This window comes from Pseudoalteromonas sp. BSi20429, assembly GCF_000238895.1.
Taxonomy (GTDB): Bacteria; Pseudomonadota; Gammaproteobacteria; order Enterobacterales; family Alteromonadaceae; genus Pseudoalteromonas; species Pseudoalteromonas arctica.
On record NZ_BADV01000100.1, the window covers coordinates 50,117 to 70,137 of the forward strand.

At 38.7% G+C, this 20,021-nt stretch carries 18 protein-coding genes; 5 read left to right on the forward strand and 13 right to left on the reverse strand.

What is annotated here, in order from left to right; genetic code table 11:
* Positions 1-44: 44 nt before the first annotated feature.
* Positions 45-1,538: a serine/threonine-protein kinase gene (locus P20429_RS01585; protein ID WP_007586761.1), complete on the reverse strand. Its 1,494-nt coding sequence runs from the start codon at positions 1,536-1,538 to the stop codon at positions 45-47.
* Positions 1,539-1,801: 263 nt separating this feature from the next.
* A complete protein-coding gene (locus P20429_RS01580; RefSeq protein ID WP_007586763.1) occupies positions 1,802-2,437 on the reverse strand; it encodes a cold shock domain-containing protein in 636 nt (211 codons plus the stop codon).
* A 393-nt stretch (positions 2,438-2,830) separates the two neighbouring features.
* Here P20429_RS01580 and P20429_RS01575 point away from each other — a divergent pair, with 393 nt between their 5' ends.
* Positions 2,831-3,451, forward strand: coding sequence for a trimeric intracellular cation channel family protein (locus tag P20429_RS01575; RefSeq protein WP_007586765.1), 621 nt, complete (start codon positions 2,831-2,833; stop codon positions 3,449-3,451).
* 71 nt (positions 3,452-3,522) lie between these two features.
* Here the strand turns inward: P20429_RS01575 and P20429_RS01570 are convergent, their stop codons facing one another.
* Together P20429_RS01570 and P20429_RS01565 are read right to left on the reverse strand one after the other, a co-directional pair.
* Positions 3,523-4,032, reverse strand: a complete 510-nt coding sequence (locus P20429_RS01570; RefSeq protein ID WP_007586767.1) for a DUF421 domain-containing protein — start codon at positions 4,030-4,032, stop codon at positions 3,523-3,525.
* Between the two features lie 26 nt (positions 4,033-4,058).
* Positions 4,059-4,418: a hypothetical protein gene (locus tag P20429_RS01565; protein WP_007586769.1), complete on the reverse strand. Its 360-nt coding sequence runs from the start codon at positions 4,416-4,418 to the stop codon at positions 4,059-4,061.
* Positions 4,419-4,629: 211 nt separating this feature from the next.
* On the opposite strand from P20429_RS01565, the gene gloA reads away from it, so the two are divergent.
* The 3 genes from gloA to P20429_RS01550 all read left to right on the forward strand — a co-directional run bounded on the left by gloA (position 4,630) and on the right by P20429_RS01550 (position 7,543).
* Positions 4,630-5,157 carry a lactoylglutathione lyase gene (gloA, locus tag P20429_RS01560; RefSeq protein ID WP_007586770.1) on the forward strand — a complete coding sequence of 176 codons (528 nt, stop codon included), beginning with the start codon at positions 4,630-4,632 and terminating at the stop codon, positions 5,155-5,157.
* A 171-nt stretch (positions 5,158-5,328) separates the two neighbouring features.
* Positions 5,329-5,958, forward strand: a complete 630-nt coding sequence (locus P20429_RS01555) for a response regulator transcription factor (protein ID WP_007586773.1) — start codon at positions 5,329-5,331, stop codon at positions 5,956-5,958.
* On the forward strand, positions 5,945-7,543 hold the full coding sequence (locus P20429_RS01550; protein ID WP_007586775.1) for an MASE1 domain-containing protein: 1,599 nt from the start codon (positions 5,945-5,947) through the stop codon (positions 7,541-7,543). The genes P20429_RS01555 and P20429_RS01550 overlap by 14 nt, the downstream gene beginning before the upstream one ends.
* On the opposite strand, the gene P20429_RS01545 is transcribed toward P20429_RS01550, so the two are convergent.
* The 9 genes from P20429_RS01545 to bioB all read right to left on the reverse strand — a co-directional run bounded on the left by P20429_RS01545 (position 7,540) and on the right by bioB (position 18,478).
* A complete protein-coding gene (locus P20429_RS01545) occupies positions 7,540-8,082 on the reverse strand; it encodes a hypothetical protein (protein ID WP_007586777.1) in 543 nt (180 codons plus the stop codon). The two genes, P20429_RS01550 and P20429_RS01545, sit on opposite strands and share 4 nt — an antisense overlap.
* 201 nt (positions 8,083-8,283) lie before the next feature.
* Positions 8,284-8,802: a hypothetical protein gene (locus P20429_RS01540; RefSeq protein WP_007586779.1), complete on the reverse strand. Its 519-nt coding sequence runs from the start codon at positions 8,800-8,802 to the stop codon at positions 8,284-8,286.
* A gap of 281 nt (positions 8,803-9,083) precedes the next feature.
* Positions 9,084-11,312, reverse strand: coding sequence for an endo-1,4-beta-xylanase (locus tag P20429_RS01535; RefSeq protein ID WP_007586782.1), 2,229 nt, complete (start codon positions 11,310-11,312; stop codon positions 9,084-9,086).
* A 610-nt stretch (positions 11,313-11,922) separates the two neighbouring features.
* On the reverse strand, positions 11,923-12,786 hold the full coding sequence (gene htpX / locus P20429_RS01530) for a protease HtpX (protein WP_007586783.1): 864 nt from the start codon (positions 12,784-12,786) through the stop codon (positions 11,923-11,925).
* A 212-nt stretch (positions 12,787-12,998) separates the two neighbouring features.
* Positions 12,999-14,582, reverse strand: a complete 1,584-nt coding sequence (locus P20429_RS01525) for an FAD-dependent oxidoreductase (RefSeq protein ID WP_007586784.1) — start codon at positions 14,580-14,582, stop codon at positions 12,999-13,001.
* A 121-nt stretch (positions 14,583-14,703) separates the two neighbouring features.
* Positions 14,704-15,387 (reverse strand): dethiobiotin synthase, encoded by a 684-nt coding sequence (gene bioD / locus P20429_RS01520; RefSeq protein ID WP_007586785.1) that lies wholly within the window; start codon positions 15,385-15,387, stop codon positions 14,704-14,706.
* A 28-nt stretch (positions 15,388-15,415) separates the two neighbouring features.
* Positions 15,416-16,279, reverse strand: coding sequence for a methyltransferase domain-containing protein (locus P20429_RS01515; RefSeq protein ID WP_007586786.1), 864 nt, complete (start codon positions 16,277-16,279; stop codon positions 15,416-15,418).
* Positions 16,276-17,427 (reverse strand): 8-amino-7-oxononanoate synthase, encoded by a 1,152-nt coding sequence (locus P20429_RS01510; RefSeq protein WP_007586787.1) that lies wholly within the window; start codon positions 17,425-17,427, stop codon positions 16,276-16,278. Before P20429_RS01510 ends, P20429_RS01515 begins: the two co-directional genes overlap by 4 nt.
* Before the next feature lie 10 nt (positions 17,428-17,437).
* Positions 17,438-18,478, reverse strand: coding sequence for a biotin synthase BioB (bioB, locus tag P20429_RS01505; RefSeq protein WP_007586788.1), 1,041 nt, complete (start codon positions 18,476-18,478; stop codon positions 17,438-17,440).
* 93 nt (positions 18,479-18,571) lie between these two features.
* Here bioB and bioA point away from each other — a divergent pair, with 93 nt between their 5' ends.
* Positions 18,572-19,873, forward strand: coding sequence for an adenosylmethionine--8-amino-7-oxononanoate transaminase (gene bioA / locus P20429_RS01500; protein WP_007586789.1), 1,302 nt, complete (start codon positions 18,572-18,574; stop codon positions 19,871-19,873).
* The last annotated feature ends 148 nt before the right edge of the window (positions 19,874-20,021 follow it).

Consider the following 20,021-nt stretch of genomic DNA (forward strand, 5'->3'; position numbering starts at 1 on the left):
TTATATGGCTTTAATCCACTATATAAACAACAACTTAGAGTGAATTATAAAGCACCGGAAATAAATTCGATTACATCATTAATATCTAGTTGATTAACATTTAAATTATAAATATGCATAGCACCTACATGACGTATCTCTTTGACTAATTCATCATTTTTAAAGGCAAAAGGTTCGGGTCTATTATCACGATGACCGAAACCAGAATGTGTATTTTTCAATAGATACCAATCACCGTACTCATCAGTTTCAGATGCTACCAATACAATATTTAAACCTGTTCCATCAGAAGATTCAATTCCACCCCAAGCTAAAACAAGTTTACCATTTAGGGTTGGCTTAGTTACATGAAGTCTACGGTCACCCCACACATCATTTACATAGTGACTAAGCACGTCAGCATCATTAATCCTATGAAACCATATATTAATAGCCTTGCGATCAAATCTAATGTCAGTCGTTAAATCTCCCATAACAGTAACTTTAGACATATTCATTTTTGAGGCTGCACCTGAAACTTTGTTGAAATTATCAACAAATTCATTTACTGGCTGAACGATTTCGTTCTTGAACTGAAAGTTTAAAATGTCACTTTTTCTCTTAAGTTCTTTTTCTTTAACTTGCTGCTCAGATAAAACTTCTTCTGCTTCTAAATCTCTCGATATTTTCTTTTGCAATATATTATCAATTGCTGATTTATGATTACCGACATTTTGAGAGGAATTAATTAGCTCTTGCCTAACCTCATCCCATGTTTTAAAACGAGCATTTGGCCTTTTTGCCATTAGTTTATTAATAACAGAGGATACTTTGGGAGATATTTTGGTATTTACTGTATTTAGAGCTAGAGGTACTGCGGTCAAGTGAGCTTGTTCCCAATCATCAGGTGTACCATAAGCATGCTTCATACCTGCTATTTGATAAAACACATGTCCTATGGAATACATGTCCATTTGAATTGTATTCTTTTCTGCTCTATAGGCTTCAGGAGCAATATAAGGGGCAGTTCCCCAACCTTTAAATGTTTTAGAGCGTGTTTTTTCTTCAGCTATTTTTGCCAAACCGAAATCGGCTATTTTAAAAATACCTTTTTCTATAAAAATGTTATCTGGTTTAATATCCCTGTGGACTAAAATTTTATTAACAGCTTCCATTCCGTCTATTATTTGGTGGAATATTTCCAAACAAATGCTCTCCTCCATAAACTCATTTTGGGATAGTAAAAAATCTTCTAATGAACCACCTTCGGCTAAATCCATTATAAGGTAAGGTGTTTTGGGTTCAGATAATCCATCATGAAAACCGCGGTAACAAATTACATTTTTATGATTGATATTTTGAGCTTTTTCCCATTCGTTAATGAGGGAGCGGTGATTATTATCATTAGGAAGAAAATGTTGAAGCGACTTTAAAGCAAACTTTGAATCTCCATGCTTTTCTTCAATAGAAAAAACATGCCCCATACCGCCTTGCCCTAAAAATTTTGAAATAACATATTCTTGACCTTGAAACTCAACTATATCCTTAATTCTGAACATTTATACTTCCTAAATTGATAAATTGGAGATCCAACCTGAATAGCCATATAACAGCTTAATGAACCCCTCTTTGAAGGGTTATAACACACCAAAACGACATCTATTACTTTGTTTGATAATTACACCAAACAACTCGTTTATAATCAGACAATAACAATTGCTACTCAGTAGCCTTTGTAATTTAACCCAAAACGACTTTTAATAATGTTCTGGGAAAATTGCAAATAACTGTATTTATACACAGCCATTAATTAAATCTATTTTTATTTAAAGCTGAAAGCTTTATAACCCGACCCTTTAAATCGTGAATCACTCTCGCAAGGTTTTCCATCCCCATCACCATCCATTTTTGTATTCGGGCAGTTATTAATAAAAAATACAGCCTCTTCTCGCGAATTCATTTGGCTACAATGCTGCCTGCCGTCACAGGTAAAGTTTTGTGTGTTTTTTGGTATCACTACTTTCGGGTATTGTGCATCAAAGGTGGCTAAATCGGCGTTGGTAATAACGGGAGTATGGTTATTAAATTGCTCGTTAGTTTTATAATGGTTGTATTTATTTACTGCGATAAAGCCAAGCACGGCGATAATGCTAATTGAGGCAACTTTGCCCAAAAAGCTACTAGCAAAATTAGATTTGGCAATGCGATGTGGCTGTTGATTGTGTTTTTGATAAGGTGCTTTAAGCTCTGCAACACCTTCTATACGGCAGTTAATTGCTTTGGTTTTACCGTCGGGCTGCGTTGCAACGTCAAAGTAAATGGTATCGCCAACTTTTGGCTTGCGGCTCATGTGTTTGAGCGCTGAAATGTGTATAAATGTGTCGTGTTCTAGGGTGTCTGATTTAATAAAACCAAAACCTTTGTCGGTTTTCCACGTCTTTAACAATCCTTTGTTCATGTATCTACCTGCTCTGCTTAAGCTGCGTTTTACGCAAATTCCATTTAGTTAACACTTTTTATTATACGTTCCTAAATTAAAACCATGCAACCAATTATTCATATTGCGTTAACTTTTACGCTTTACCTAATAAAATAAACTCAAAAATAAACGTGCTAAAAACAACTAAAACTCAACCTGTTTTATTTATAATTTGCGGCCAAATGTCCTTTAATTCATATCAGCAATTACGCACTCACCCACTAGCTTAACAGCTTGTTTACACAAGGTTTTGTCATTAGCTATTTCTATCTGAATTAGCCGTTTTTAGTACGATTTTTCATTCGTTATTTACTTAATTTATCTATACAATCCACACCTTATTTTTACGCACGTATTTTAAGTGATTATCTCATGTTACTAACCGTTGTTTATATTATTGGTATTACCGCAGAAGCCATGACAGGCGCACTTAGCGCAGGACGAATGAAAATGGATTGGTTTGGCGTAGTGCTAGTAGCCAGCGCCACGGCAATTGGCGGTGGTAGCGTACGAGATATATTACTAGGCAATTACCCGCTTACGTGGGTACAACACCCAGAGTATTTATTAATTACCTGTATTGCCGGTATTGTCACTACGTGGCTGGCTAAATGGGTAGTTAAATTTAAAGGCATATTTATGCGCTTAGACGCCCTGGGTTTAGCTGCCTTTAGTATTATTGGCTGCCAAGTGGGGCTAAATATGGGCCTGCATTATGGTATTTGTGTAGTGGCTGCGGTTGTAACGGGTGTTTTTGGTGGCTTACTGCGTGATTTAATATGTCGCCAAGCACCGTTGGTATTACATAACGAGCTATACGCGAGTGTATCGTTACTTGTTGCCTGTTTATACTTAGCGCTGCACCATTACAATATTGACGACAACATCAGCATTATTGTGAGCTTGGTTGCAGGTTACTTAATACGTATGGCATCAATACGCTTTAAATGGCGCTTACCTACCTTTAGTTTATTAGAGCAGCACGCTAAATAAAAATAACCTTTAATACAAAATAAGGCAGGTAATATACCTGCCTTAGTTAATATAACTATTAGCGTATTAATTTAATGCCCGCTTACATCACTTAACGCGGTTTTTAACCCGCTGTTATTTTGCTTAAGTACGCTAAAACTGCCATCGGTTTCTAACACTACTGCGGCTACATCTTCTATGGCTAGTATGCCTGCACCACGAATAGCGGCGCGAATTTCTGATTTTGTTACCCGCTGCGATTTAAGTGCAGCCGTGCAGTATTCACCATCACTCAGTAAAAGCGTGGGCTCTGCTTTTATAAGCGCTGCAAATTTTGACGAGCGCACACTAAGCCACGTAATAACATATTGCAGCCCTATTAATACTACAAAGGCGAGTATGCCCTCAGCTAACGGAACACTTTTTGAAATAATAACAGACGCTAATATAGAGCCCAGCGCAATGGTGACTATAAAGTCGAACACGTTCCACTTTGAAAGCGTACGTTTACCCGATACGCGCAGCCAGAACACCAGTGCAATATAACCCAGTACGCCTATTGTAAGTACACGTAATAACCCCTGAATATCATCGTAAAACATAATGGCTCCTTTTTTGTAAGTGCTCGTTATGTACTTACACTTTTTAATCTAATTAATTGCTTAATACCTAAAAACGTACCAAGTGGAATAAATAAAATCCACAGGTAGGCATAAAATTTTGAAATATTTATAAACATGGCTGAGCTGTTTATGTTTTTATTTAACCTACTATTTAGCACGTACGTATTTATAAAAAGCCCAATTAAAGCAGGAATAATTTGTATAAGTGATACAACAATGGCTGATGAAATATGCCCCGCGATTAACTTCGGATCGCCACCAGCAAATACTGTATACGCATTATAAAACCCACTAAAAAAACTCGTGAGTGCGAGTAATAAAAAAGCCTGTAATATTAGACTTAGTAAAGGTAAAAGTGTTTTCAAAAAAAACGTCCTAGTTTGTGTTAATAATATGCACAAGAGATGTTTAACAGCCCATTAGTTTTAATTATACGCTTTGCAAATACTGTGCAAGTAATTTAAAGGCAATTATAACGCGTTGAATTACCTAGAATGGTTTTAATTTAAGTGGGGGTTGATTATGATGGAACACGTAATACTTACACCCTTTTTATAATTTTCAGTAAGGATCACCATGTCTAACTATAACGAATCTCCAGAACAAGTTGAACAGGCCACTCAAGGCTTTGTTATGCAACAAACTATGTTACGTATTAAAGATCCAAAGCCGTCGCTTGAATTTTACCAAAATGTATTAGGTATGAAGCTGTTAGGTAAGTATGATTTTCCTGGTATGAAGTTTACGCTTTACTTTTTAGGCTACGAGCAAGAATTGCCAAAAGGTGATGATAAAACTAAAGCAGAATGGGTGTTTCGTCGCCCTGCGCTAATTGAGTTAACCCATAACTGGGGCACTGAAAACGACGACAGCTTTGAGGGATACCACAGTGGTAACCAAGAACCTAAAGGATTTGGGCATATTGGTATTAGCGTACCGGATGTTTACGAAGCCTGTGAGCGCTTTGCAAAATACGATGTTGAGTTTGTTAAAAAACCAGATGATGGCTCAATGAAAGGCTTGGCATTTATTAAAGACCCTGACGGCTACTGGATTGAAATACTATCTGCTGAAGGTATTACTGAAATTATTCTTTCTCAATAATAACAATGAGCTGATGTAAAAAGAGCTTAGTTGTAATCTCCACCAGCAACTAATTACCAATTTAGAACCACTGGTTTTGTTACCTTGCTTTTAAGTGAGGTAACCCATTTAAAACGTTTTAGGTAATTAGTTACCCGCCCCGCTGTATTTTAAGCATAAAAGGAGATTTAAATGCTCATTGGCATCATAGAAGATCATCAATTAGTAAGAGACAGCTTTAAAAAGCTTTTAGAGTTACAACCAGATTGGAAAGTAATTATTGAAGCCTGCAGCGTAACAGAAGCCAAGCTGGCTGTAGAACTTGAACAACCTGATATATTTATTGTTGATATATCGCTTAACGGGACTGAAACCGGCCTTTCTTTTTTGTCGTACCTTGAAGAGTCTTTCCCGCATATTAAAAGTATTGTGGCCTCCATGCACGACCACGAACCTTATGTAAGCAATGCTTTGCGATTAGGCGCTTTGGGTTATGTGTCTAAGCGTTCTGCCTCTGATGAGCTAATAGATGCAGTTAAAGCGGTCGCTTTAGGTAAAAGGTACATTAGTGAAGACGTAAATTTTTCGATGAGTAGCGAAAATTTAGCATTAACGGTGCTTACTAACAGAGAGCTTGAAGCCCTTCCGTTATTTTCTAAGGGATTAAACGCTAAACAAGTGGCGCAAATACTCGAAATAATGCCTAAAACAGCGCATGTACACAAAGCAAACATATACAGCAAACTTAATGTTACGACCTCGTTTGAACTGCTAAAAATTGCAATTGATGCGGGAGTAATACAGTTAGATGAACTTACCTAACGTTTCTTCTTTATCTAATGCTAGTTTTACTACCGCATACAAAGAGGTAGCTAAACAGTTATTGGTGGGGCTAATTTACTTTATTGCTTCACTCGCCGCTTTTTGGGTTAGCCAAAACCTTGAAACCGTACCCGAGAGCAGCGCGATATTTATTCCCGCAGGCGTAAAAATTGCGTTTTACTTACTCACTCCAACACGCTATTGGCTCACCTTATGGGTTGTGTCACGCGCTTTAGCTGCACAGCTTGGTTTAACATACAGCGGGGTTTGGGAGTTTGATTTATTTCATGGCTTTTGGCAGGAGCTTTGTTTTATAGCGCTTGTTTATGTGTTTAAAAATAGCCGTTGGCCGCCAAGCATTAACGACAGCCTAGGTATACTTTCGTTAATACTGCTTTGTGTTGCGAGTACATCTATAAAGTGGTTTTTGTTTGCCAGTGCGTTTGAATTTACAAATGTATTGGTTGCAAAAGAGCTACTGCAGTATCAGTTAAACATGTGCTTGGGCGATATTACTGGCTCGTTGTTAATTGCCCCTTTTATTATGTTAATTTACGATTCTAAATACAGTTTTAACACAGTCAGGCTCACTAAGTTATTTGGCCTAGTAGCCACTTTAGTGTGTTTTATATTAATTATATTTTTTGTCTATGCGGTTCGCCCAGACACCTACCCGCTATTAAGGCTTGCATCGTTATTACCTATAATTTGGTTTTCGTATAAGTATGGCTCGTTAGGGGCTGTAAGCAGTGCAGCGCTTATTAACGCGTTAATAATTGTTGAAGCAAGCATTACGCACGAGCCTAGCAATACCTACATTAGCCAGTTATTTATTTTAGCAAACGCAATTACCAGTATGGTTTTAGGCGCTGCAATTACTGAGCTTAAACGTAAAAACAACGAGTTAAAGCAAACCAATAAAGAGCTTAAAGAGCAGCTAACTCAAAACACGGCGCTGGCTGCCAAAATGGTGTCGGTGCAAGAAAACGAGCGAAAGCACCTTTCGCAAGAGTTGCATGACGAATTAGGGCAAAACCTAACGGCATTAAAAACAGATTTAGCTATTTTGTCGCACCTTAGTAACGAAGATACCCAATCGTTTGTGACTACATTAAAAAACAATGCTAATTCGATGTATGACTCTGTTTATCAATTAATGCATTATCTTCGCCCGCGTGAGTTAGATGAACTTGGTTTAGAAAAGGCAATAACACAAGGGCGACTAAAAAGCTTACTGCACAAGGCAAATATTAAGTATCAGCCACAATTTAAGTTAGATAATAGCCTTTCAAAAGATCACGAAATAGCTATTTACCGAATTTGCCAAGAAGCAGTAACAAATTGTATGAAGCACAGCAATGCCAGCAAACTAGTTATAGATATAATAAACAGCGACGAATTTATTGAGTTAACAATTAGCGATAACGGGACTTTAGTAACCCCAACAGATAACTCAGGTCACTACGGTTTGGCGTTTATAGAGGAGCGAACTACAGCGTTAGGTGGAACTTTTAAGGTGTTTAAACAAAATGGCTTTACCATTAAAGTAAAGCTGCCTTTGAGTTTTGATGGCGCAATTAACTAGCAAACATGAACTTGTTTGGTATAAAACTTTTGCCTTAATTGGCCTTCGTCAAGGTGGTCGGGATTAACTTGAATCTCGGCTTGATTACCTAATAGCTGTAATAGCATGCCTTTTGATATTAAATAATTGCCTAAACTTGATTTTACAATGACTTCTTTGCCTATGGCTTCTTGTAAGCGTGGCATAGGGAGGCTCGGATGGCTAATTGGTTTTAAGCCCTCAGCTGAGGTAAATAAGTTTATGCAATGCTCTTTAGCGGCAACAATACTTTCGTTTTTACTTTTAATTACATCAACATTATTTAAAAAATGAATTAGTGCTTGGTTAGCCCGATCAAACTCTGCTGATACGTCATCTATATTGCGGGCGGTTGCCCATTTGCGCACAACTATATATTCGTTTTTTTTAACACGAATTAAGCTTATTGAAGCTCCGGTCATTCTGCTATTCCACTCAATGCGGTAGCAATCAGTTCCTAAGCTGTGAAGCAACACGCTCATGCTTCCAAAATCCTTTGTACTTTCATCAATCAAGCTCATTTTCGATCCCTCACTTGCAAGTTACAAGGAGTGTATAAACGATTACTTAAGTAATAAATCATCCATATTCTTAATCGCTCTAGGAAAATGGCTTATATAAATTTTGGATTTAGTGGCTTGCAAGTTAATAACTAATATTACAAACAAAAAATCGAGTGGTTTAGCTAACTGCTAATAATTAATTTGTAAGTGATTTATAGCTTATTTATAAGCCCAGGCATCGGTTATTGTTACTTGGCAATTGTTATAACTAGCCGCTTGTTTTTGCGCAATACCTCTTACTCTAAAGTTTGTTGAGTCATTAGGAAGTATAATTAGGTCTTCGTCGGTTATTGATAGCGTATCGACTAGCGTGTTTTGATCTGTTAGAAAATCGACCTTAAACTTTATATTTTTAAACGAAAAGTTTGACTCGTTTTTTACCTGCCCTATGCATGCAACATACAATGCATCGTTTTCATTTTTAGTATGAATTTGGCTAACATTAGCGATTAAGTTTTTTTGTGCTTGATCTTCAAGCCCTGCTACATAAATATTTTGATAAAAAATAAACCCAAAAATACCAACAATACTAAGCGCTAATGCACCAATAATAATGGGGTTGTTTTCTAAGTTAGAGTATTTGGCTTGAAGTGAGGTGCATTGCGGACATTTTTTAGCCCGTGAATCTATAGTGCTAAAGCACATAATGCATTCTTTAGTGTGTTGCACCTTTTCCATTACAATAAGCATCCTTGTTAAGTATTAAATGTTAAGTATTGCTGGCTTTAAAGTATTTTACTTTACTCGTACCTAGTAACCCCGTAAACACATATAGCTTAAAAAAGTAACTATTTTATAAAGCAACGCAAATAACTGTATATAAACACAGTGTTTGCAGTTTTGGTATTTAAACCCGCATATGCAGCCGATACTAAATTAAAAAGTGCTTATGAAAAAATAGCCCGCATAAAATTATGCGGGCTATTTAATTTAGGGTTAAATACGTTTATTTAAATATATTATTGTTCTAGTAATGTTAGTGATACATCGTCCACATAAAAGTCAGCTGTGATCTCGTTTGATTCAACATAAAGTAAAGCGACACTTTCTTGTGTTGTGATTGAATGCGTGTAGGTACCTGACAACTGTACCCAACTACCCGCGCTTACTGTTGTAACGGGCGTGAGTTCAAGATACTCAGTGCTAGCGTGCTCTATTTGTAGGGTTAGTTTTACCCCTGGTGAAACAGTGCTGGTATCGTCAGATAACTTAATCCATGCAGACACATTATATGTTTCATCTGCTGTAAATAAGCCTTTAACATCTTTTTGAATACCATTCCAAGTTTCAGTTCGCCCTTGTACTAAAGCACTATTACTGCCAGTGTGAGCTTGGGTTGCATCTAGGGTTATGCTTGCACTTCCGCGCGCTTGCCATGAATCAAGCCCAGCTTCAAAGTCACCATTGGTGAGCAGTTCTGATGAAGGTGTTGGCTCTACTACTTCAATTAGCTCTTTTAATGCATTTGCAAAACCTTGTAACGCTGGCTTAGCTGTATAGTCGTTAAAAAATAAAAGTGGCCATTCTGTAGTAGGCTCTGGCCAGTTTTGTAACCAGCTATCTTCGTCAATTACACCCCAAATAGTTATGCCGCCGCGTTGATCTTCAGGGACAGTTTCTAAATAGGTTTTAACAATATTGTAGTAGTACTGCTTTTGTTCATCCGCTCTTTCACTTGTTAGGTAAGTTAAAGGAATGCCACCTTCGTTGTTCATTCGAACATCTAATTCGGTAATTTTAACTTTAATTTTAGGGCGAATATCGACCACTTTTTGAAGATGAGCTTGTATTGTAGAAATATCAGGGCTGTTGAGTGAAATATGAGATTGAAAACCTATGCCATCAATAGGCACGCCATTATTTTGAAAATCGTTAACCATAGATATAACGGCATCTAATTTGTCGGCGTTCCAAATCAGGTTGTAATCGTTGTAGTATAAATCTGCATCGGGATCGGCAGCTCTTGCGGCTTTATAGGCTAGCGGTAAAAATTCAGCACCTATGTTTTCAAACCACACCGATTCATCGGCACTGTCACTTGTGGTTTTTTCGCCACGGTATTTACCATTTTCCATAAACGCTTCGTTAACTACATCCCAACTCACTACGGTATCGTTAGTGCCTTCTTCTTCAAAATGAGTGGCTATTTGTGTTATGTGATCTTCCATCATTGTTATCCAGGCGGCTTTATCCCCTTGAAAACTTTGCATCCACGGTGCTATTTGTGAGTGCCACACAAAAACATGGCCATGCACGGTGAGTGAGTTGTCTTTTGCGTAGTTTACAAGCTCATCAGAATCATCATAAAAAAATTCGCCTTGGGTAGGTTGTAAATAGGTAGGCTTCATAATGTTTTCGGCAGATAGTTGATTAAAGTGTTGTTCAATAATCGTTTTAATTTCTGGTCTATCTATTATGCTGTTACCAAAATCGCCCGCTGGCACAGCAACACCTATGTTAAAGTTAGGTGCTAAAGCTTTTAAACTTTGTGCTGTTACTTCGCTGTATTGCACATCAGGTATTTCTTCTGCTGGTACATCGTCTAAAATAAAGCCTGAAAATTCGTCTAGGTAAATAGACTTGTTAATGTTTTCTTCTTTTGAAAAGTGAATTGCTAATCTAACTAATGAGTCAGCTTCGGCAGTAGCAGCTGTTAATGTTATTTTTTGCCACTCGCCTGTTAGCGTTTCTTTTACTAGGCTAAGCTGGCCATAATCTGGAGCGGGTGTTTGTATCCAAAAATCGGCACTGGTTCCCTCTTCCCCTTTGGCCCAAACACTAAACTCGTAATTTTTACCGCCAGTGACAGGAATGTCCTCATAAGCTATTTCAATACCCCAAGGGTTATCACCTAATGTATTAACAGTAACCTGAACCGCTTTAGTGCCTTTGTAAGCATTAACGCCTTCTTCTGATTCGATTACTTCTATTGTTGAAGAAGCACTTGATTCTTGATCGGGCCTAAATACCCAATTTCCAACTGGTGTTGTTTGCCCTGCCGCGTCTTCTTCAAAGCTACCATTTATTATTTCAGCCGCTTCTGGGGCGTCAGGTAATGGCGTTTCTGGCACTACAACTTCAGGTGTTTGTACTTCTGGCACCTCGGCGTCGTTATTATTCCCTCCGCACGCCATTAATAGTGACACTAAGGTCACTAACCCGGTGTTACGAAAAATCGATTTTTTCATTTTTTATTCCTTAGACTAAAGCAATAAATGAGTCGTTTAGCAAAATGTTATAATCGTCATCTCAGTGAGTAAAAATGATGGAATATTTTACATCACTTCAAATATACTTTTATCCACAATGACTACAACTAATTTAATTAAACAAATACTCATCTATTTTTATTATTGTAATATCTCATCAAATTTTAATGTCTCTCTTGTGATAAACCACAAAGATAAATTAAAAACCAATGAGTTATAGTTAAGGTTTAAATTAAATTTTTACTGTTCAATATTGTGTGTGTGAATATATCATCATTAAATTAACCTAAAACCAACATTGTTATAGTCTAATTTACAATAACTATCAAGGTTAAAATTCACTCAGTTTTTTATTAGATATAATGGCTTAATAGTAAAATGGATACTTTTACTGAGGTGCTTAGTGGGCTTTGTTATGTAAGCTAATAATAAATCAGAAGGTAAATACAATAAAAAATAAAAGGGGTTACCGCTTAGCTAAACCATGCAATTTATAGCTTTAATGATATGAATATAAGCGAATTGGTATAAAACAAAAAGCCAGCGATTAAGCTGGCTTATAGGTTTGCTAATTACGTTATTTAGCTAATTATTTACGTAGTGCGTCGATTCGTGCATCAAGCGGCGGGTGCGATGAAAACAATTCAGCCATGCCTTTGCCACTTGCAATACCAAAGGCCATCATTGAGCCTTCTAATTGCGAAGGATGGTTTTGCTTTAATCGCTCAAGGGCTGATCGCATTTTGTCAGCACCAACTAGTTTTGCTGCGCCGCTGTCGGCTGCAAACTCACGTTTACGGCTGTAACTTGCAACTACTATGCTTGCTAGTACACCAAATAATACTTGGAATAACATATCGAATAAGAAGTATGTCCAGCTACTGCCACCCTCTTCTTCATCGCTATTAATAAAGTTATCTACTATGCCTGCCAGTACTTTTGCGGCAAATATTACAAAGGTGTTTACCACGCCTTGTATTAGCGTAAGCGTTACCATGTCGCCGTTAGCAATATGCGATACTTCGTGGGCAAGTACGGCTTCGGCTTGATCTTTGGTCATGTTGTGCATTAAGCCTGTGCTTACTGCCACTAACGAGTTGTTTTTACTTGGACCTGTTGCAAATGCGTTCATTTCTGGGCTGTCGTAAATAGCCACTTCTGGCATTTTAATACCTGCTTTTTGTGCTTGCGCAGATACCGTTTGTACAAGCCAATGTTCGGTTTCGTTTCGAGGCTGCGTAATTACATGCGCGCCTGTTGATTTTTTAGCGATCCATTTCGACATAAATAACGAAATAAACGATCCACCAAAACCAAATACGGTGGCTATAAGTAAAATTCCGCCTAGGCTACGATGGCTTAAGCCCAGCGCGCTCATGATTATTGAAAGCACTACACCTAATACCAACATAACCGCTAGGTTAGTTAATAAAAACAAAAATACACGTTTCATATTGTCCTCACAAAAATAGGTTTGATCACCGAACATAAAATTAAATTAGGTTAAAGCAATCACTGCGTTATGACACACTATGTCATAACGTTAGCGCTATTTTGTGACAAACTATGTCATAACACAAGTGTTATTTATGTGTTTATTGATAATTTTTTTAGGAAGAGTTTTACAGCAAATTTAAATATGAAGTTTCTTTATAAATCAGCTTATTACAAGCTATGATTTAGCTCTGCCATATCAATTGGAAATCCACGCTCGTGTGCCAATATGCGTGCAACTTTGCCAATTTTGTCGCTGCTATTATGTTTAAGGTACGACCATTGATGGGTACTGCGGTGATGATTTACAGCAGTATCGCTGCTTATTATTCCCAATTTTATAAATTCACCCACTATCTGATCTGCCGCTATTAACGTTGACGATGCTTTAACATTTTCGGCCCGCGCATAATTAATATGCGAATATAAACTTACATCGGCTACGCGCAAAGTGTCGTCATCACCTGGGATTTGTTGCCCGCCAAACAAGGCATTATTTTGTTTATTAGCAGTTTTAAACGCAGGTACAAACTCGGCTACATAATCAATTGCTGTTTGGGTACGTGTTTGCAATGCTGCTTTGTCCCACCCATCTTTAATATAATGCAGGTATTTATTGGGGAGTTTAGGTTGTGCGCTCATTGGCGTTGCATCAGCTAACCCATCATTAAACAATGTAATGTTGTTAGTCATGCCATGTATTTGAAAATATCCGTTAGGGTAAGGCGTCAGCTGCGCCATACCTTCTGGCGTACCACGGTTACCATAAATAATTATTTCGGGTATTTGCCCACCAGCACCTTGCCAATGAGTAATGTAAGAGGCTTTAAATTCGACCATGCGTTTTACATCTACCCCAACCAGGTCGTCAATAATACCGGTTTGAAAACCACACGCATTAATAAGGTAATCTACCTCAATGGTTTGTGTATCGACTTGTGTATCGGTTTGAGTATCAGGTTGTTCATCAAGGCTTGGCTCTGATTGGTATTCAATGCGCCACTTAAGTGTTTGCTTATCATTATTGGTATTTATAACTGGCGATACATTTTTAACACTGGTGCTTGTTAAAACGTGAGCGTGTTTGTACTGTGCAAGTGCTAGTTGTGCACTGGCCGATAAACGAAATATATTCCAACCATATTCTTGTGCAACAATAAGCGGAAACTTTAGCTTATTTAAATCTAAATGCTTAGCCACGGGTATCATCCACTCATCTAACGACGTGGGCTTCGCTACTTGTTTTTGCTTAGCAAGCTTTAGCATTTGCTCATAACTATATAACTGATAATAATGCTCTGGCTCGCCTAATACTTTGTTAGCGCTGTCTTGCTCTACAAGCTCGCTATAGGCTTTTACTAATTTATTTAAACGCGGAAATAAGTCCTCGGGTGAGTCGTCATCGCGCTTAGGCACTGCAAATACTGTAGGGCGAACATCGATGGTGTGAGGATAAAGGCGAGCAATATCTATACATTGCTTAAGTAAATCTATGCAGTCTTCGTCGGGTATTTCACGGTATAAGTTGCCACCTGCATGCAAATGGCACATTGGAGGGCCATCAATTAACGACTTTTTCTTTTCAAGTACATAAGTTTCTAACCCTAACGCAGCAAGTCTAATGGCTATTGTGGCGCCAGCTGTGCCTCCACCTATTATACCTACGCGTTTTTTAGGTAAGCCATAGTTTAGTGCTTTTGGCTCAGCGCTTACGTGCGCATCTGGGGCGTAGTTTTCAATAAATGGGTGCGTCATATAGTCGTTATGTCCTTAGTAACATTGTCTTTAAGCAAGCTATGTATTTATAAACGTTTATATGTGTACTAAGGCTGACTATTTCAAGATTTACCTAACAAAGTAGCTTTTTTAAAACCGCTTAAGTGTTTATAGATAACGCACTAAGCAAGCTTTTGTATATTTGTAACTTAGGAGTTTGCTCGCTGTATGGGCTTATGGCAAGTATTGGAAACGGTAAACGTGCTTTAAGTGAATCAAGGTTTGCTTGGTACTCGTCCATGTTTTTATCGACTTGGTTTGCAATCCAACCAACGCAGTTTATTCCCATACTTTGCATATGCGCAGCGGTTAGTAACGCATGATTTAAGCAACCTAGCTTCATACCAACAACCAGTATTACCGGTAGTTGCTCTGCTTTAACCCAGTCGTATAAATACTCCGTATTGTTAATAGGTAACGCCCAGCCACCAGCACCTTCGGTAAGTATGTAATTAGCGCCCTGCTGTTTTACATCATTATAAGCATCACTTAGTTTATCAATAGTAATACTAACCCCAACTTGCTCAGCGGCTATGTGCGGCGCAATAGGTGGCGCAAACGCAAACGGATTTACTACGTCGTATTTAGCGCTGACTGTTGCGCTTTCCATTAGTATTAGAGCATCAGCATTTACTAGTTGATCGAATGCCATTTCGCAGCCAGCAGCAAGGGGTTTAAAGCCAATGGCTTGTTTTTTGTGTTGGGCAAGTAACTTTAATAGCAAACTGGTAACGTGGGTTTTTCCGGCATCGGTGTCGGTGCCTGTTATAAAAAATTCTTTCATGCGTTGCCTTTAATGTCTTTGGGCTTATTTAGTGTTTTTCTAATGATAACAGCACCACATGATAAGACACACATGCTTTGTTATTTATAAGCGGATACGCACTGCATACTTTTTGTAGCGCCGATTTAGTAAGTAACCCCTGGCGTGTATTGGTATGATTTTGCGTAGTTGCACCTATAGCTTTAATTGAGGCAATAGCTTTTAAAGGTGTTGTGTATTCATCGGTGTAAATACGTTTTTGAGCGCTGTTAATAGTAAACCCTGCTTTTTGGACTGATTGGTTTATATGCAACTCACTATTAAAGGTATTTATGTGGCTGTTAGAATCAAGCGCTGCAAAGGCTGTTTTTATTTCGTTAAGTGAGCCCTCTACCACAGTGCTTATATACGCCTGCCCGCCTGGTTTTAATATGTTGTAAAGTGATTGCATTAAAGCCGAAAAATTAGCAGACCACTGCACTGCAAAGTTACTGTAAATAACATCAACACTGTTTGCTTGTAGCGGTAAGTTATCCATATCGGCGCATATTTTTGGTGCGGTTAAATTACTACTTTGCAGCATGCTTATGCTCAAATCCATGGCAATAACGCTTGCAAACATACTTTGTAAGGTATGTGTATTAACAAGCGGGCCTGCGCCTAAATCAACACAAAGCTTATTTTTATTAAAGCCTGGTTTTATGAGTGAAAATAGATCGCTCGCAGCATGTTTTTGTACATTTGCATGGGTGTTATAACGCGCTGCCGCTTTTGAAAACTTACTTTGGGTGGACTTTTTAAGCTCCTTGCTTAAATCCTTGTTTAACTCTATATCCAATTCGCTACTTACTAGGCACGGTTTTACAAGTTGTGTTTGCACTAGATCTGTTTTTAATACTGGCTGAGCAGTCATGCTATTGCACCTACTAAATGCTTAACTAAGTGCGTTATGTCTTGCTCGGTATGTGCGGCGGTTAAAGTAATGCGTAAACGTGAGGTGTTATTTGCAACCGTCGGCGGCCTAATTGCAGTAAGCCAAATACCCTGTTGTTTAAGTTTATCTGCCGCTTGCAACGTTTGCTCAGCACAGCCTAATACTATGGGTTGTATGGCGGTGTTTGATTCCATTACAGCAATATTGTGAGTTTTAGCGAGTTGCTTAAATAATGCAATATTGGCATTTAGCTTATCGCGTTTATAATCAGCTGTTTTTATGCTTTTAATACGCGCAAGTGTGTGACTTGCCATAAGCGGCGACATAGCGGTTGAATACGTGTAATCGCGATTAAATTGCAGCATGTAATCAATAAACTGTTTACTGCCTAATACACAGGCGCCACTACTAGCCACTGCTTTACCAAAGGTAATGACTAATATATCTGGCAGCGTTTGAGTAATAAACGCTTCGCAACTGCCCAAACCGGTTTTGCCTAATGCACCAAAGCCGTGTGCGTCGTCAATCATTAGCCATGCGTTGTGCTGTTTTGCAAGTGCGAGTAATTCTTTAAGAGGCGCGGTATCGCCATCCATCGAAAATACGCCTTCGCTTATAATTAGCTTGTTTTGCGCTTTTGATTTTTCGAGCCGTGAACGTAAATGGTTCATGTCGTTGTGATTAAAACGCACTAATGCCGCGTTAGAGTGCATAGCCCCGTCAATCAAGCTTGCATGATTTAACTTATCTTGAAAAATAGCGCTGTTTTGCGCAGCCGCTTTATCTTGAAACAACGCTTTAATTACGCTGCTATTAGCGCTAAATCCTGAGTTAAATAGCATGCCTGCACCATAACCAAGTTGCTCACACATATAGTGTTCAAGCGCTTTTTGCTGCGCCTGATAACCTGTCACTAATGCGGAGCTGTGGCTGCCTAATGCTTGGGAGTCATTAATATTAACAGCCACATCTCCAAAGCCTAAGTAATCATTACTGGCAAAATTAAGATAGGTTTTATTATTAACCGTTATGGTGCGCGCTGTTGCATGTTGCACTACGTGGCGCTTACGAAGTAACGCATCTTGCAGGCGAGCCTGCAGATGCGCATTTATAAAATCAAAAGGCATTGATATAAGCCTACGCTTCGTAAAACAATTCAGAGGTTGCTTTGTCGGCTACTTGCGATGAAAGCGAGGCTTCTACTGCTTCGTCTGAATAGTCATGACGCGTTTCGGGGTTCATGCCTAGTTTTTTGATGAGGTTCATATCGGCATCAGCGTCTGGGTTTTCGGTGGTAAGAAGTTTGTCGCCATAAAATATTGAGTTAGCGCCTGCAAAAAAGCACATTGACTGCATTTGCTCGTTCATGGCATTACGCCCTGCCGATAAACGCACATAGCTGTGTGGCATCATAATACGTGCTGTTGCTATGGTACGTATAAATTCAAAGTGATCTAAATCTTCTGCGTTTTCAAGCGGTGTGCCTTTAACTTTAACCAGCATATTAATAGGTACGCTTTCTGGTTGTTGTGGCAAGTTAGCTAGTTGCATAAGTAACCCATAACGGTCGCTTGCTTGTTCGCCCATACCGACTATTCCGCCTGAGCATACTTTCATACCGGCATCGCGTACGTGGTCAATGGTATTTAATCTATCTTGAAAAGTACGGGTTGATATAATTTGCTCGTAATACTCAGGTGACGTGTCGAGATTGTGATTGTAGTAATCAAGCCCAGCGTCGCGAAGTTCATGAGCTTTTTCGTTTGTGAGTTTACCCAGCGTCATACAGGTTTCTAACCCTAGCTCTTTTACTTCTTTAACCATTTGCGAAATGTATGGCATGTCTCTGTCTTTTGGATCTGACCATGCAGCGCCCATACAAAAACGGGTAGCGCCTTTTTGTTTTGCAAGGCGTGCTTGCTCTACTACTTTTTCTACTTCTATTAAGCGCTCACGTTCTAGATCGGTTCGGTAATGGCCCGACTGCGGGCAGTACTTACAATCTTCTGGGCAAGCGCCTGTTTTAATTGATAACAACGTAGAAATTTGCACTTCATTTGGGTTGAAGTTAGCACGGTGAACCGATGCGGCTTTAAAAAGTAAATCGTTAAATGGCATTTCAAATAATGCTTTAACTTCAGCGTGGGTCCAATCGTGACGAACAGGTGCAAGTTCCATAATACTCTCTTATTTTTTCTCAGTGGTGATATTGGCTTAGTCTACGAGTTGAAGTAACATTGTCAACGAAGCCCACCAAGTTAAAGTTTACATATGATTAAAAAGAATACGATTGACCTTGATTTTGATCGTGACCACATTTGGCATCCATATACATCTATGACTAAGCCAATTCCGGTATACCCCGTTACACATGCTAATCACAATATTATTCACCTAGAAACTGGCGAGCAATTAATCGATGGCATGGCCTCGTGGTGGAGCGCAATACATGGCTATAATCACCCTGTTATAAATAGCGCCATGATTGAGCAAATTAATAATATGAGCCACATTATGTTTGGCGGTATTACGCATAACAGCGCGGTAGAGCTTTGCAAAAAAATAGTAAATATAACGCCGCCTAGTTTAACTAAAGTGTTTTTAGCCGACAGCGGATCGGTAAGTGTTGAAGTAGCAATAAAAATGGCGCTGCAATATTGGTTGAGCCAAGGTATTACTACAAAACAAAAATTAATGACGCCTTACAAGGGCTACCATGGCGACACCTTTGCAGCCATGAGCGTATGCGACCCCGTTAACTCAATGCATAGTTTATATTCAGGCTTTTTACCTGAGCATGTATTTGTACCCGCACCGGTTAGTAAATTTGATAGCGAGTTTAACCAAGCTGAAGCCCAAGAGCTTAAGGAATACTTTAAAGCAAACCACAGCCAAGTAGCCGCCTTTATAATTGAGCCTATTGTACAAAACGCGGGGGGGATGAACTTTTATCACCCCGATTATTTAGCCTGCGTGCGTAAATTTTGCACCCAATATAACGTACTGCTAATTTGCGACGAAATAGCCACAGGCTTTGGCCGTACAGGTAAATTATTTGCTGTAGAGCACGCCAATATAGAGCCCGATATAATGTGTATTGGTAAAGCATTAACTGGCGGCTCAATGACGCTATCGGCCACTATAACAAGTGATAAAATAGCCATTGGCATAAGCGAAGGCGAAGCAGGTGTTTTAATGCACGGCCCCACTTTTATGGGTAACCCGCTTGCCTGTGCTGCGGCCTGCGCAAGTATTGATTTATTACTTGAGCAAAACTGGCAACATCGAATAAAGCAAATAAACACCCAGCTACAACAACTTAATAAATGCAGTGAACTAGATGCGGTTGCCAATGTGCGTACCTTAGGTGCAATAGGCGTTGTTGAACTAAACGAGGCTGCTGGCAATGTTGATGTTGCTAAAATTCAGGCTTATTTTGTAGAGCAAGGTGTATGGATACGTCCATTCGGTAAACTAATTTACCTTATGCCACCGTATATAAGTGACGATGCAAGTATAAAAACACTGTGTGATGCCATTTATAATGCCATTAAAGGCAAGCATTACGCTTAATAGTCGGTCTCAATAACTAATCCTAATACAGGTTATAGCGCTATTTACTGTAACCTACCGCTACATTTAGTGTTTTTATCTATTAAGCGAGTTTGTGGTTATTGATCTCGTTAACTATTAGCTATATGATAATGTCTATCATTTACAA